The following is a 14,421-nucleotide window of genomic DNA, read 5'->3' as shown; positions in this document are numbered from 1 at the left end:
AAACGCCCGGTTACATTTCGAACCCGGAAGCTAAGCCTCACAGCGCCGATGGTACTGCAGGGGGGACCCTGTGGGAGAGTAGGACGCCGCCGAACTACCTTTACAGCTCCGGCTCTTGGGCATGCAGCCCGAGAGCCGGAGCTTTTTTGCGTTGAGGTAAGGTCTCAGAGCATCGTCGGCACGTTTTCCCAGGAGGCCCCCGGGTGGAGGTACAGGAGACCCGGGTCCAGACGGACCGGGTCCTCACCATCCCGAACATCCTCAGCATGGCACGGCTCATCGGCGTGCCCCTTTTCCTGTGGCTCATCCTCAGGCCGGAGTTCGGTGGTCCCAGGAGCGACGGCTGGGCGCTGCTGGTGCTGGCCCTCAGCGGCGTCAGCGACTACCTGGACGGCAAGCTCGCACGGCGATGGAACCAGGTCAGCAGCCTCGGCCGGCTTCTCGACCCCGCGGCCGACCGGCTCTACGTCCTGTCGACCCTGGTCGGGCTCACGTGGCGGGAAATCCTGCCCGTATGGCTCACCGCGCTCCTTCTGGCCCGAGAACTCATGCTGCTGCTGGCGGTGGGCGTCCTCCGGCGCCACGGCTATCCGCCGCCGCAGGTGAACTTCCTCGGCAAGGCGGCCACGTTCAACCTCATGTACGCCTTCCCGCTCCTGCTGCTCAGCGACGGAAGCGGATGGATCGCGTCACTCGCTGCGATTTTCGGATGGGCGTTCGCGGGATGGGGTACAACCCTCTATTGGTGGGCAGGAGTCCTGTACGTGGTACAAGTCCGCCGCCTGGTCCGTGCGGACGCCATGGCCGACTGAGCCCGCCAATGGGGGCGGCCGCAGTGGCTCGATGGCCCGCTTTGAAAAAGTGCGGGACAATCTTGACGGGTGAAGTCGGCTAGACCGTCGTCTCTTGGAGGAGGACGCTTCCGACATGAAGGCCGTCGTGATGGCCGGAGGCGAAGGCACACGCCTTCGTCCTATGACCTCGAGCATGCCCAAGCCGCTCCTGCCGGTGGCCAACCGGCCGATCATGGAGCATGTGCTGCGGCTGCTCAAACGGCATGGGCTGAACGAGACCGTCGTCACTGTCCAGTTCCTGGCCTCGCTGGTCAAGAACTACTTCGGTGACGGCGAAGAGCTCGGCATGGAGCTCACATATGCCAACGAGGAGAAGCCTCTCGGTACCGCCGGAAGCGTCAAGAACGCCGAGGAGGCGTTGAAGGACGATGCCTTCCTCGTCATCTCCGGTGACGCCCTGACGGACTTCGATCTCACCGACCTGATCCGGTTCCACAAGGAGAAGGGCGCGATGGTGACCGTGTGTCTCACGCGCGTCCCCAATCCGCTGGAATTCGGTATCACCATCGTCGACGAGGAGGGCAAGGTCGAGCGCTTCCTCGAGAAGCCGACCTGGGGCCAGGTCTTCTCCGACACCGTGAACACGGGCATTTACGTGATGGAGCCCGAGGTCTTCGACTATGTCGAGGCCGATGTCCCGGTGGACTGGTCCGGCGATGTCTTCCCGCAGCTGATGAAGGAAGGCAAGCCGATCTACGGCTACGTCGCCGAGGGCTACTGGGAGGACGTCGGCACGCACGAGAGCTACGTCAAGGCGCAGGCCGACGTGCTCGAGGGCAAGGTCGACGTCGACATCGACGGCTTCGAGCTCTCCCCGGGCGTCTGGGTCGCCGAGGGCGCCGAGGTCCACCCCGACGCCGTGCTGCGGGGGCCGCTCTACATCGGCGACTACGCCAAGGTGGAGGCCGGCGCCGAGATCCGCGAGCACACCGTCGTCGGGTCGAACGTCGTCGTCAAGAGCGGCGCGTTCCTGCACAGAGCCGTCCTCCACGACAACGTGTACATCGGCCAGCACAGCAACCTGCGCGGCTGCGTCGTCGGCAAGAACACCGACATCATGCGGGCCGCGCGGATCGAGGACGGCGCCGTCATCGGCGACGAGTGCCTGGTCGGCGAGGAGTCGATCGTCCAGGGCAATGTGCGGGTCTACCCCTTCAAGACCATCGAGGCCGGCGCCTTCGTCAACACCTCGGTGATCTGGGAGTCGCGCGGGCAGGCGCACCTCTTCGGAGCGCGCGGGGTGTCCGGCATCCTCAACGTCGAGATCACACCGGAGCTCGCGGTGCGGCTCGCCGGTGCGTACGCGACGACCCTGAAGAAGGGCGCCACCGTCACGACGGCCCGTGACCACTCCCGTGGCGCCCGGGCGCTCAAGCGGGCGGTGATCTCCGCGCTGCAGGCCAGCGCCATCGACGTCCGCGACCTGGAGAACGTGCCGCTGCCGGTGGCACGGCAGCAGACCGCGCGCGGCAGCGCCGGCGGCATCATGATCCGCACCACGCCCGGAGTCCCGGACTCGGTCGACATCATGTTCTTCGACAGCCAGGGCGCCGACCTGTCGCAGGCCAGCCAGCGAAAGCTGGACCGGGTCTTCGCGCGCCAGGAGTACCGGCGCGCGTTCCCCGGTGAGATCGGTGACCTGCACTTCCCGGCCAGCGTCTTCGACTCCTACACCGGGTCGCTGCTGCGCAACGTCGACACCACCGGGATCGCCGAGTCGGGCCTGAAGGTCGTCGTGGACGCCTCGAACGGCAGCGCCGGGCTCGTCCTGCCGAGCCTGCTCGGCAAGCTCGGCGTGGACTCGCTGACCATCAACCCGGGTCTCGACGAGTCCCGGCCGACCGAGACGGCCGACATGCGCCGTTCCGGCCTGGTGCGTCTCGGGGAGATCGTGGCGTCCTCCGGAGCCGCGTTCGGTGTCCGCTTCGACCCCGTGGGCGAGCGGCTGTCCCTCGTGGACGAGAAGGGCCGCATCATCGAGGACGACCGCGCCCTGCTGGTCATGCTCGACCTGGTCGCCGCCGAACGGCGCAGCGGCCGTGTGGCCCTGCCGGTGACCACCACGCGGATCGCCGAGCAGGTGGCCGCCTACCACGGCACCCAGGTGGAGTGGACGACCACCTCGCCCGACGACCTGACGCGCGTCGGCGGCGAGGAAGGGACCATCTTCGGCGGTGACGGCAAGGGCGGGTTCATCGTTCCCGAGTTCAGCAGCGTCTACGACGGCACGGCGGCTTTCGTGCGGCTGATCGGCCTGGTGGCGCGCACGCAGCTCACGCTCAGCCAGATCGACGCCCGGATCCCGCGGGCCCACGTCCTCAAGCGGGACCTGGCCACCCCGTGGGCCGTCAAGGGCCTGGTCATGCGCCGGGTCGTCGAGGAGGCGGGGGACCGCCACATCGACACCACCGACGGCGTGCGGGTCGTGGAGGCCGACGGCCGCTGGGTGCTGGTGCTGCCGGACCCGGCCGAGGCGGTCACGCACCTGTGGGCGGAGGGTCCCGACGACGCGTCCGCCCAGGCACTGCTGGACGAGTGGTCGGCCGTCGTGGACAGCGCCGGACGGTAAATACGGACAGCGCGTACGCGTGCCGGACAAGTCTCCCCCAAGGGGGCCTGTCCGGCACGCCGGTGGGGCCGTTCGGAGGTACCGGCCGGACCGTGCGACGATGTGCGGCATGCCGCAGCAACCCCCCATTCGGAGCACACCCGCGCGGCCCTCCCGTCCGGACGCGTCGATGTCGTTGATCACCAACGTCATGGACCACAGCCTCGACGACGGATACGCCGAGGCCGCCGAGCGGAAGAGGGCCGCGGGCGAAGGGGGCATGCCGAAGACGCTCAGGGCGAAGCTGGGTCTCGCCGGCGGCCTGGTGCTCGCCGCCCTCGTCGTGACCGTGGGGGCTGCGCAGGCGCGCGTCGCGGCCCCGACCGTCGCCAAGGAGCGCGAGGAGCTGATCGACCGCATCGACCGCGAGACCGCGGCGGCGGACAAGCTCGAAGCCGCCGTCGACGAGCTGCGCGACGACGTCAGCGCCCGCCAGCGCAAGGCGCTGAAGCAGAGCGGCGGCAACGACCGGGCCGACCTGGTGGGCATCCTGTCGGGCGCCGCCGCGGTGCACGGCCCCGGTGTGAAGCTGGTGGTGGACGACGCCAAGGAGGCCGGGACCGGAGGCGAGGCGGACCCCCGTCAGGCGGCGGGCTTCTCCGACACGGGCCGGGTGCGCGACCGGGACATGCAGCGCGTCGTCAACGGACTGTGGCAGTCGGGGGCCGAGGCCGTCACCATCAACGGGCAGCGGCTGACCGCCCTGTCCGCGATCCGCGCCGCGGGTGACGCCATACTGGTCGACAACAGGCCGCTGGTCCCGCCGTACACGGTGCTCGCGGTGGGGGACGGCGACCGGCTGAGCGACCGGTTCCAGAACAGCCCGGACGGGCTGTATCTGAACGCCCTCCAGGAGAACTTCGGCATCCGGACCGCCATCTCCGTGGAGAGCGACCTCCGGCTGCCCGCCGCACCCAGCGTCATCGTTCGTACCGCACAGCCGAGCACTGAGAAGGGCACATCGTGATCGCCGTACTGGGCCTCGTCGTGGGAGTCGTGGCCGGCCTGTTGGTCCGGCCCGAGGTTCCGGCGGTCGTCGAGCCTTACCTGCCGATCGCCGTCGTGGCGGCACTGGACGCCGTCTTCGGTGGTCTGCGGGCCATGCTCGACGGCATCTTCGACGACAAGGTGTTCGTCGTGTCGTTCCTGTCGAACGTCGTCGTGGCCGCGCTGATCGTGTTCCTGGGCGACAAACTGGGCGTCGGCGCCCAGTTGTCCACGGGCGTCGTGGTCGTCCTCGGTATCCGTATCTTCTCCAACGCCGCGGCGATCCGACGGCACGTGTTCCGGGCGTGAGGCCGATGAGCGAGCAGGACGAGCAGGCCGGGACCCCGCTGCGCAGGGAACTGCCCGAGGAAGTGCCCGCGGGGGCCGCCGGCGGTGAGGTGCCGCGCGCGACGCCCGGGACGGCGCCGGGCGCTGGGGCCGGGGCCGCGCTGACCGGCCGGCAGCGGCTGGCCGACGGCCTGTGGCCGCCGCGGTTCAGCCGCGCCCAACTGATCGTCGCGCTGCTGCTGTTCGGCCTCGGGTTCGGCCTGGCCGTCCAGGTCGCCTCCAACAGCGACAGCGACAGCGCGCTGCGCGGGGCACGCCAGGAAGATCTTGTCCGCATCCTCGATGAACTGGACGACCGCACTCAGCGTCTTGAGGACGAGAAGCAGGGTCTGGAGAAGCAGCGCCAGGAGCTGGAGAACAGCTCGGACCAGGCCGAGGAGGCCCGCAAGCAGACGGCCGAGAAGGAACGGCAACTCGGCATCCTGGCGGGCACCGTGGCGGCGCAGGGACCCGGCATCACCATCACGGTCGACGACACGAAGGGGACGGTCGAGGCGGACATGCTGCTCGACGCCATCCAGGAGCTGCGCGCGGCCGGTGCGGAGGCGATCCAGGTGAACGGCGTACGGGTCGTCGCCGGCACGTACCTCACGGATTCCGGCAAGGGTGTGGAGGTCGACGGGAACAAGATCGGCACGCCGTATCGTTTCAAGGTCATCGGCAAGCCGCAGGACCTCGAACCGGCGCTCAACATCCCCGGAGGCGTGGTGCAGACCCTGGAGAAGGAGCAGGCCACGGTGGCCGTCGAGCGGTCGGACAAGATCGTCGTTGACGCCTTGCGGGCGGCGAAGCGGCCTGACTACGCTCGGTCGTCCTCCCGGTGAGCACCGGGAGCATGGGGCTCGTCCGGGAAGGGCAGGAGGTTGCGGGGGGTCGGCGCACCAATCGGGTGGTGCGTGGTGGAAACTGTCTGGTGGATACGGACGTTGTGAGGATGTCCGGGTCGGCCGGTGTATGCAGTCAGGGTTCGTCCTGCCCCACGGGCGGGTCTGTTTCGGTCAAGGGGAATCGCCCGTGAAGTTGTTTGCGAAGTTGTTCGGCAAGAGCGCACGAGAGGACAGCGGCAGCGCGTCCGCTCGTCATCGCGCGGAGCCCGGTGCGGAGGGCCAGCGGCCGCTGTTCCGGGACCAGGTCGCCGGTCCGGGCGGCGACATTTCCGGTGGTCAGGGCGCGGCGTCTGTTGACCCGGCCCAGGCGGGCGGCATAGGTTTCGGGCAACCGTCAACCTCAGGTACGGGTGGAGGGTTTGCCACCGACCCGTACGCGTCCCAAGCCCCGGCGGGGCAGCCGCGGCAGGAGGATCCGTCCATGTCGGCCCTGGTGTGTACGAGGTGCGGCAACCGCAACGCCGAGAACAGCCGCTTCTGTTCCCACTGCGGTGCGCCGCTGCGGGCCGGTGCGGCGGCGGAGCGTCCGTCGGAGACCACCTCCACGATCTCCATCTCCGGTATCGAGGCCTACGACGCCGAGGCGACCGGCCAGACGCCGATGCTCTCCCCGGAGGCGCAGGCGGCCGTCGACGCGCTCCCGCTGGGCTCCGCCCTGCTGGTGGTGCGCCGCGGACCCAACTCCGGCAGCCGCTTCCTCCTGGACGGCGAGCTGACCACCGCGGGGCGTCACCCGCAGAGCGACATCTTCCTGGACGACGTGACGGTCTCGCGCCGGCACGTGGAGTTCCGGCGCCGCCCGGACGGCTCGTTCACGGTGGCCGACGTCGGCAGCCTGAACGGCACGTACGTCAACCGGGAGCGGATCGACGAGGTCGCCCTGGCCAACGGTGACGAGGTGCAGATCGGCAAGTACCGGCTGGTCTTCTACGCGAGCCGGCAGGCAATCTGACCGTCCCCCCGACGCCTCCGGGGGGACCCAGGGAAGGTCCATGCGCCAACCACCGAGCGGCGGTGCCGGCTACGGCGCCGCCGCCGCGGACACTGGGCTGATGAGCATCGGCACGGTGCTGAACGTGCTGCGCGACGAGTTCCCCGAAGTCACGATCTCGAAGATCCGCTTCCTGGAGTCGGAGGGGCTCGTCGAGCCCCGGCGCACCCCCTCGGGGTACCGCAAGTTCAGCGCCGAGGACGTCGAGCGACTCGCCCGCGTCCTGCGGATGCAGCGGGACCACTACCTTCCGCTGAAGGTGATTCGCGAGCACCTGGACGCGATGGAGCGCGGCGAGGCGGCTCCGCTGCCGGTCCTGGGCCGGCAGCGCGAGGGAGAGGCCGTGCCGGCGGTCCCCGAGACGCCGACGGCGGCCCGGATCGGCCGGGCCGAGCTGCTGGCCGCCGCCGGGATCGAGGCGGGGGACCTCGAGGAGTGGGAGTCGTACGGGCTCGTCACTCCGCTGGCGGACGGGGTCTACGACGCCGAGGCGGTCACGGTCGCCTCGCTCGTCTCCGAGCTGGGCCGTCATGGGATCGAACCCCGGCACCTGCGGGTGATGAAGGCGGCCGCCGACCGTGAGGCCGGGCTCGTCGAGCAGGTGGTGGCACCGCTGAGGCGGCACCGCAATCCGCAGACCAGGGCGCACGCCGAGGCCCGTACCAGGGAGCTGGCCGAGCTCACGGCGAGGCTGCACGCGGCGCTGGTGCAGACCGCGCTCGGGGTGCGGCTGCCGTGACCGGGGCGGGACGGTGCGGCCGGGATCGGCCACCCGTTCCCGGCCCGACTACCCAAACCTTGCGACCACGGCCTAGGGTTGCTGTGTGAACGAGCTCGATGTCGTAGGTGTCCGGGTCGAAATGCCCTCCAACCAACCGATCGTGCTCCTGCGTGAAGTGGGAGGCGACCGCTACCTCCCCATCTGGATCGGGCCGGGGGAGGCGACGGCGATCGCCTTCGCCCAGCAGGGCATGGCTCCCGCGCGACCACTGACGCACGACCTGTTCAAGGACGTGCTGGAGGCCGTCGGGCAGGAGCTCACCGAGGTACGCATCACGGATCTGCGCGAGGGTGTCTTCTACGCGGAGCTGGTGTTCGCGAGCGGGGTCGAGGTGAGCGCCCGCCCGTCCGACGCCATAGCGCTGGCCCTGCGCACCGGGACGCCGATCTACGGCAGCGACACGGTGCTCGACGACGCGGGTATCGCGATCCCGGACGAGCAGGAGGACGAGGTGGAGAAGTTCCGCGAGTTCCTCGACCAGATCTCGCCGGAGGACTTCGGCACCAGCAACCAGTAGAACCAGCAGGTCGCCGCACGCCCGGGGCGTACGGCCCCGACGGGCGTGGGCGGGGGCTGGAGGGAGGCGGTCGTCCGGGCGCCGGTTTCCGGGTGGGACCGGGCAGGGCTCGGGCGGGCGGACGTCCGTCGGCACATGCCACTGGTCTGGTGGTGTTCCGCGGCTCCGGCCAGGGCATTCGGCTAGCCTTTCCCCGCGGTGGGGTTCGGGAAACCACTCTTAGGGTGATTATCACTCGGCGTGCCGAGTGTGGCGATCGTTGACGCGCCCCTGGTGACTGCCTACCGTCGAGAAGGCAGGTCGAGGACGGAGGTCGGCGTGGGAAGCAGCGGCGACGGTACGGCTGGGGGTGCCCCCGGACGCGGTGTCGGGGGAAGCGGTCCGTACCCTCCTCCCAGCTCTCGGCCCCGCCCCGGCTGGGGGCACGCCCAGCACGGCGGTGCGGCCGACCGCGCTCCGCAGCGACCGACGGCCGTGCCGAGCAGCGGAGGGGCGACGTCCATGGCGTCCGAGGAGATCGGCTACCGCGGCCCGACGGCCTGCGCGGCCGCCGGCATCACCTACCGGCAACTGGACTACTGGGCGCGCACCGGTCTCGTCGAGCCGAGCGTGCGGCCCGCCTACGGATCCGGCACGCAGCGCCTGTACAGCTTCCGCGACGTGGTCGTGCTCAAGATCGTCAAGCGCTTCCTCGACACCGGGGTGTCCCTGCAGAACATCCGCACCGCCGTCCAGCACCTGCGGGAGCAGGGTTTCCACGACCTGGAGCGCCTGACGCTGATGAGCGACGGCGCCACGGTGTACGAGTGCACCTCGCCCGACGAGGTCCACGCACTGCTCCAGGGCGGCCAGGGCATCTTCGGGATCGCCGTCGGCGTCGTCTGGCGGGACGTGGAGAACGCGCTGTCGCAGCTGCACGGGGAGCGCGTCGACACCGGGGAGACGCTGGTCGGGCACAACCCGGCCGACGAACTGGCCCGCCGGCGCAACAGGGCGGTCTGACGCGGGTCGGCCGGGTAGCCGGTCCGCCTGGCTCGCCTCGTGGGGCCGCCTGGCTCGCCTCGCCGGTCCGTCGGGCTCGCGGCGGATCGAACGCCGCCCTCCGGTGGTCACCGGTCCTCCGGCTCTTCCTCCGCTCCTGAGCGTCCCGGCCCGCCGGGGTGTGCCCGGGATGCGGTGCTGTCAGTGGCGTGGTGCAGCATCGGAGGTGTGAGAACCGCGCCCACGATCCTGCACCTCGACATGGACGCCTTCTTCGCCTCGGCGGAACAGGCGTCCAAGCCGAGCCTGCGCGGGAAGGCCGTGGTCGTGGGCGGTCTCGGGCCGCGCGGTGTGGTCGCCACCGCGTCGTACGAGGCGCGGGTCTTCGGGGTGCACTCGGCGATGCCGATGGCGCAGGCGCGGCGGCTGGCGCCGAACGCCGCGTACCTGGTGCCGCGCTTCGCCTTCTACCGGGCGATCAGCGAGCAGGTGATGGGGCTGCTGCGGGCGCTGTCGCCGCTGGTGGAGCCGCTGAGCCTGGACGAGGCCTTCGTGGACCTGGAGGCCGGGGGAGCGGCGTGGGACGCCGAGTCCGCGCGGGCGGTGGGCACGAAGCTGCGCGCGGACATCCGGGCGGTCACGGGACTGACGGGGTCCGTGGGTCTCGCCGCATCCAAGATGCTCGCAAAGATCGCCTCCGAGCAGGCCAAGCCGGACGGCCTGGTGCTCATCGAGCCGGGCACCGAGCGCGCCCTGCTCGAACCCATGCCGGTGCGGACCCTGCCGGGCGTGGGGCCTGCGACGGGCGACCACCTGCGGCGGGCGGGCATCCACACGGTCGGCGAGATCGCCGAGGCGGGCGAGGACGAACTGGTCCGGCTGCTGGGGAAGGCGCACGGGCACGCGCTGTACGCCATGGCGCTGGCGCACGACGAGCGGCCCGTGGTCGCCGAGCGGGAGGCCAAGTCGGTCTCGGTCGAGGACACCTACGACGTCGACATCCACGACCGCCTCCGGGTGGGCCTCCAGGTGCAGCGGCTCGCCGACCGGTGCGTGCGGCGGCTGCGCGGGGCCGGGCTGTCGGGCCGGACGATCGTGCTGAAGGTACGGCGGTACGACTTCTCCACGCTGACCCGGTCGGAGACCCTGCGGGGACCCACCGACGACCCGGCCGTCGTCCGGGAGGCGGCCGCCCGGTTGCTGGACTCGGTGGACACCACGGGCGGGGTGCGGCTGCTCGGCGTCGGGGTCACGGGGCTCGCCGACTACACGCAGGAGGACCTGTTCGCCCAGGCGGCCGGGGTGCGCGAGGCCGGACTCGCGGAGGAGCCGGCGGAGCAGGAGCCGTCGCAGGAGCAGCCGGAACCCGGTGAGCGGCGCTGGCCCGCGGGACACGACGTGCGCCACGCGCTGCACGGGCACGGCTGGGTGCAGGGCAGCGGCCTGGGCCGTGTCACCGTCCGGTTCGAGACGCCCTACTCCGCACCGGGGCGGGTGCGGACGTTCCGGGTCGGCGATCCGGACCTGGAGCCCGCGGATCCGCTCCCGCTGGTGCCGCGGGGACCGGGTGAGGAGGGCGGTGGGGTCTCCGCGGGGCCGGACGGAGCCGGCGCTCAGGTCTCCTCGGAGCCCGCCAGCTTGCCGAACTCGTGGTCGGGGACCGGGGGAGCGGAGGCGACGTCGAGGCCGTAGTGGTGGTACAGCTGCAGTTCCTGCTCGGGGGAGAGGTGACGGCCGACGCCGAAGTCGGGGGCCTCCTTGATCAGGGCGCGGTCGAAGGGGACGCGCAGGGTGCCCTCGACCAGTTCGCTGGGCGCCAGGGGCACGAAGGCGTCCCGGGAGAACAGGCCCGTGCGTATCGCCGCCCACTCCGGCACCCCGGTCGCGTCGTCGAGGTACACCTCGTCCACGGTGCCGATCTTGTTGCCGTCGCGGTCGAACGCCTTGCGTCCGATCAGATTGCGCGGGTCGATTTCGGTTCGCACGGGCCCTCCACAGCGTCGCGATGGTTCGCACCTCATCCGTAAGCACTACGAAAGAGCACAATCGTCACGGCGGCCACTCGAGGGCCCGGCCGGCGGGCCCGCTGGTAGGCTGGCAGCGGCTGCTGACCCCGTGCGGGAGAGTCCTCCGGTGACACCGGAGGCGCCGAAGGAGCAAATCCTCCCCGGAATCTCTCAGGCCCACGTACCGCACGGACGAGGTCACTCTGGAAAGCAGGGCGGGTGTCGACGGCGTCCGCCCTCACCGACGGTGAAAGCCGGAGCCCTCGGGCGACCCGGTGAAGCTCTCAGGTCGAGATGACAGAGGGGGAGGCCGTCCGGGCACCCGTGCCGTGGTGCCCCCGAAGGTCGCGTCAGACCAGGAGGCCTCCGCAATGACCGCCCATCGCATTCCGCTCTCCGAGCTCGAACAGGGTACGCCCTTCGAGCAGCGCCACATCGGCCCCGACCACGAGGCCCGGGCCAAGATGCTCGCGCAGGTCGGCTACGGCTCGCTGGACGAGCTCACCGCCGCGGCGGTCCCGGACGTGATCAAGAACGCCGACGGGCTCGCCCTGCCGGGCGCGCGCACCGAGGCCGAGGTGCTGGCCGAGCTGCGCTCCCTCGCCGACCGCAACCAGGTCCTCGGCTCCATGATCGGCCTCGGGTACTACGGGACGTTCACCCCGCCCGTCATCCTGCGCAACGTCATGGAGAACCCGGCCTGGTACACCGCCTACACCCCCTACCAGCCGGAGATCTCCCAGGGCCGCCTCGAGGCGCTGCTCAACTTCCAGACGATGGTGGCCGAGCTGACCGGCCTGCCGACCTCCGGCGCGTCGCTGCTCGACGAGGGCACCGCGGCCGCCGAGGCCATGGCGCTGTCCCGGCGCATGGGCAAGAACAAGAAGGGCCTGTTCCTGGTCGACGCGGACGCGCTGCCGCAGACCATCGCCGTCATCCGGACCCGGGCCGAGCCGACCGGCGTGGACGTCGTCGTCGCCGACCTGAGCGAGGGCATCCCCACGGAGATCGCCGGCCGTGACATCAACGGGGTGCTGCTGCAGTACCCCGGCGCCTGTGGTGCGGTGCGCGACCTGAAGCCGGTCATCGACCAGGCGCACGAGCTGGGCGCGGTCGTCACCGTCGCCGCCGACCTGCTCGCCCTCACCCTGCTGAAGTCCCCCGGCGAGCTCGGCGCCGACATCGCCGTCGGCACCACCCAGCGCTTCGGTGTCCCGATGGGCTTCGGCGGGCCGCACGCCGGCTACATGGCGGTGCGCGAGAACTTCGCGCGCAGCCTGCCCGGCCGCCTCGTCGGCGTCTCCGTCGACGCCGACGGGCACAAGGCCTACCGTCTCGCGCTGCAGACCCGCGAGCAGCACATCCGCCGCGAGAAGGCGACCAGCAACATCTGCACCGCCCAGGTGCTGCTCGCCGTGATGGCCGGCATGTACGCGGTGTACCACGGCCCCGAGGGCCTGCGGACCATCGCCCGGCGCACCCACCGCTACGCCACGCTCCTCGCCGCGGGTCTGCAGGCGGGCGGGGCCGAGGTCGTGCACGGCGCGTACTTCGACACCGTGACGGTCAGGGCCGAGGGCCGTGCCGCCGAGATCGTCGCCGCGGCCCGCGACCACGGCGTCAACCTGCGCCTCGTCGACGCCGACCACGTGTCGGTCGCCTGCGACGAGACGACCACGCGGGCCCAGCTGGCCGTCGTCTGGGGCGCCTTCGGCGTCCAGGGCGACGTCGAGGCGCTGGACGAGGCGGCCGCGGACACCCTTCCGGACGGCCTGCTGCGCACGGACGACTACCTGACCCACCCGGTCTTCCACCAGTACCGCTCCGAGACGGCGATGCTTCGGTACCTGCGCCGGCTCGCCGACCGTGACTACGCGCTCGACCGCGGCATGATCCCGCTGGGCTCGTGCACCATGAAGCTCAACGCGACCACCGAGATGGAGCCGGTCACCTGGCCCGAGTTCGGGCAGCTGCACCCCTTCGCGCCGGCCGAGCAGGCCGAGGGCTACCTCACGCTCATCCACGAGCTGGAGGAGCGTCTCGCCGAGGTCACCGGCTACGACAAGGTCTCCCTCCAGCCGAACGCCGGTTCGCAGGGGGAGCTGGCCGGTCTGCTCGCCGTCCGCGGCTACCACCGCGCCAACGGCGACGAGCAGCGCACGGTGTGCCTCATCCCGTCCTCCGCGCACGGCACCAACGCCGCCAGCGCCGTGATGGCGGGCATGAAGGTCGTCGTCGTCAGGACCGCCGACGACGGCGAGATCGACGTCGAGGACCTGCGGGCGAAGATCGAGCAGTACCGCGACGAGCTCGCGGTGCTGATGATCACCTACCCGTCCACGCACGGTGTCTTCGAGGAGCACGTCGCCGAAATCTGCGCGGCCGTGCACGACGCCGGCGGCCAGGTGTACGTCGACGGCGCGAACCTCAACGCGCTGGTCGGGCTGGCCAAGCCGGGCCACTTCGGCGGCGACGTCTCGCACCTCAACCTGCACAAGACCTTCTGCATCCCGCACGGCGGCGGCGGTCCGGGTGTCGGCCCGGTCGGTGTGCGCGCGCACCTCGCCCCGTACCTGCCCAACCACCCGCTGCAGCCGGCCGCCGGCCCGGAGACGGGCGTCGGCCCGATCTCCGCGGCGCCGTGGGGCTCGGCGGGCATCCTGCCGATCTCGTGGGCGTACGTCCGCCTCATGGGCGGCGAGGGACTCAAGCGCGCCACGCAGGTGGCCGTGCTGTCCGCCAACTACGTCGCCAAGCGCCTGGAGCCGCACTTCCCGGTGCTCTACACCGGCCCCGGCGGCCTGGTCGCGCACGAGTGCATCATCGACCTGCGCCCGCTGACCAAGGCGACCGGCGTCAGCGTCGACGACGTGGCCAAGCGGCTGATCGACTACGGCTTCCACGCGCCGACGATGTCGTTCCCGGTGGCCGGCACGCTGATGATCGAGCCGACCGAGTCGGAGGACCTGGCCGAGCTCGACCGGTTCTGCGACGCGATGATCGCGATCCACGCCGAGATCGAGAAGGTCGGTTCCGGCGAGTGGCCCGCCGACGACAACCCGCTGCGCAACGCCCCGCACACGGCGGCCGCCCTCGGCGGCGAGTGGAAGCACGCCTACAGCCGTGCGGAGGCCGTCTTCCCGGCCGGCGTCACGGCCGCCGACAAGTACTGGCCGCCGGTGCGCCGCATCGACCAGGCCTTCGGCGACCGGAACCTCGTCTGCTCCTGCCCGCCGCTGGACGCGTACGAGGACTGAGCACGGCACCTGGGCTCCGCCCGGCCCCTCTTCCGGGGGCCGGGCGGAGCCCTTGGTGTGTCCGAGGGCGCGCATTTCGTCCCGGGGTGCCGCCTGGCGGGGCTGGTCGGGCCGCGAAGGGCGCTGTCCGGCTTGTGCCCTGCGCGGGCCAACCAGGCCGTGCCGCCAAGTTCTGGTGTGTCCCGAGGGCGGCTCACCGCGTCG

At 71.1% G+C, this 14,421-nt stretch carries 12 protein-coding genes, 1 rRNA gene and 1 riboswitch; of the genes, 12 read left to right on the top strand and 1 reads right to left on the bottom strand.

The annotated features are described in order from the left end of the window. The 11 genes from rrf to ABZ920_RS20900 all read left to right on the top strand — a co-directional run. Positions 1-95, top strand: a 5S ribosomal RNA gene (gene rrf, locus ABZ920_RS20950); the annotation flags it as partial. 108 nt (positions 96-203) lie between these two features. Beyond that, positions 204-812 carry a CDP-alcohol phosphatidyltransferase family protein gene (locus ABZ920_RS20945; RefSeq protein ID WP_361506899.1) on the top strand — a complete coding sequence of 203 codons (609 nt, stop codon included), beginning with the start codon at positions 204-206 and terminating at the stop codon, positions 810-812. A 115-nt stretch (positions 813-927) separates the two neighbouring features. Continuing rightward, the gene (locus ABZ920_RS20940) at positions 928-3,423 is read left to right on the top strand and encodes a mannose-1-phosphate guanyltransferase (RefSeq protein ID WP_361506916.1); all 2,496 of its coding nucleotides are present in this window, start codon (positions 928-930) and stop codon (positions 3,421-3,423) included. 109 nt (positions 3,424-3,532) lie between these two features. Then, a complete protein-coding gene (locus ABZ920_RS20935) occupies positions 3,533-4,429 on the top strand; it encodes a DUF881 domain-containing protein (protein ID WP_361506896.1) in 897 nt (298 codons plus the stop codon). Beyond that, complete coding sequence (locus ABZ920_RS20930) at positions 4,426-4,758, top strand: small basic family protein (RefSeq protein ID WP_003988855.1); 333 nt, start codon at positions 4,426-4,428, stop codon at positions 4,756-4,758. The genes ABZ920_RS20935 and ABZ920_RS20930 overlap by 4 nt, the downstream gene beginning before the upstream one ends. A gap of 5 nt (positions 4,759-4,763) precedes the next feature. Next, positions 4,764-5,621: a DUF881 domain-containing protein gene (locus ABZ920_RS20925; protein WP_361506893.1), complete on the top strand. Its 858-nt coding sequence runs from the start codon at positions 4,764-4,766 to the stop codon at positions 5,619-5,621. Between the two features lie 130 nt (positions 5,622-5,751). Then, positions 5,752-6,636: an FHA domain-containing protein gene (locus tag ABZ920_RS20920; protein ID WP_361506890.1), complete on the top strand. Its 885-nt coding sequence runs from the start codon at positions 5,752-5,754 to the stop codon at positions 6,634-6,636. Positions 6,637-6,676: 40 nt separating this feature from the next. Then, the gene (locus ABZ920_RS20915; protein WP_361506887.1) at positions 6,677-7,414 is read left to right on the top strand and encodes a MerR family transcriptional regulator; all 738 of its coding nucleotides are present in this window, start codon (positions 6,677-6,679) and stop codon (positions 7,412-7,414) included. Between the two features lie 85 nt (positions 7,415-7,499). After that, positions 7,500-7,973, top strand: coding sequence for a bifunctional nuclease family protein (locus ABZ920_RS20910; protein WP_004934251.1), 474 nt, complete (start codon positions 7,500-7,502; stop codon positions 7,971-7,973). A 318-nt stretch (positions 7,974-8,291) separates the two neighbouring features. Then, a complete protein-coding gene (locus ABZ920_RS20905) occupies positions 8,292-8,975 on the top strand; it encodes a MerR family transcriptional regulator (RefSeq protein WP_361506884.1) in 684 nt (227 codons plus the stop codon). Between the two features lie 207 nt (positions 8,976-9,182). Next, complete coding sequence (locus ABZ920_RS20900) at positions 9,183-10,646, top strand: DNA polymerase IV (protein WP_361506881.1); 1,464 nt, start codon at positions 9,183-9,185, stop codon at positions 10,644-10,646. Here ABZ920_RS20900 and ABZ920_RS20895 read toward each other — a convergent pair. Then, complete coding sequence (locus tag ABZ920_RS20895; RefSeq protein WP_361506878.1) at positions 10,568-10,939, bottom strand: PRC-barrel domain-containing protein; 372 nt, start codon at positions 10,937-10,939, stop codon at positions 10,568-10,570. The genes ABZ920_RS20900 and ABZ920_RS20895 overlap by 79 nt on opposite strands. A gap of 123 nt (positions 10,940-11,062) precedes the next feature. Further along, positions 11,063-11,157: riboswitch (glycine riboswitch) on the top strand. Between the two features lie 174 nt (positions 11,158-11,331). On the opposite strand from ABZ920_RS20895, the gene gcvP reads away from it, so the two are divergent. Then, positions 11,332-14,217, top strand: coding sequence for an aminomethyl-transferring glycine dehydrogenase (gcvP, locus tag ABZ920_RS20890; RefSeq protein WP_361506875.1), 2,886 nt, complete (start codon positions 11,332-11,334; stop codon positions 14,215-14,217). The last annotated feature ends 204 nt before the right edge of the window (positions 14,218-14,421 follow it).

The organism is Streptomyces sp. NPDC046831 (assembly GCF_040645305.1).
In the GTDB taxonomy this organism is placed as follows: Bacteria; Actinomycetota; Actinomycetes; order Streptomycetales; family Streptomycetaceae; genus Streptomyces.
This window is presented reverse-complemented; position numbering and strand designations above follow the sequence as displayed.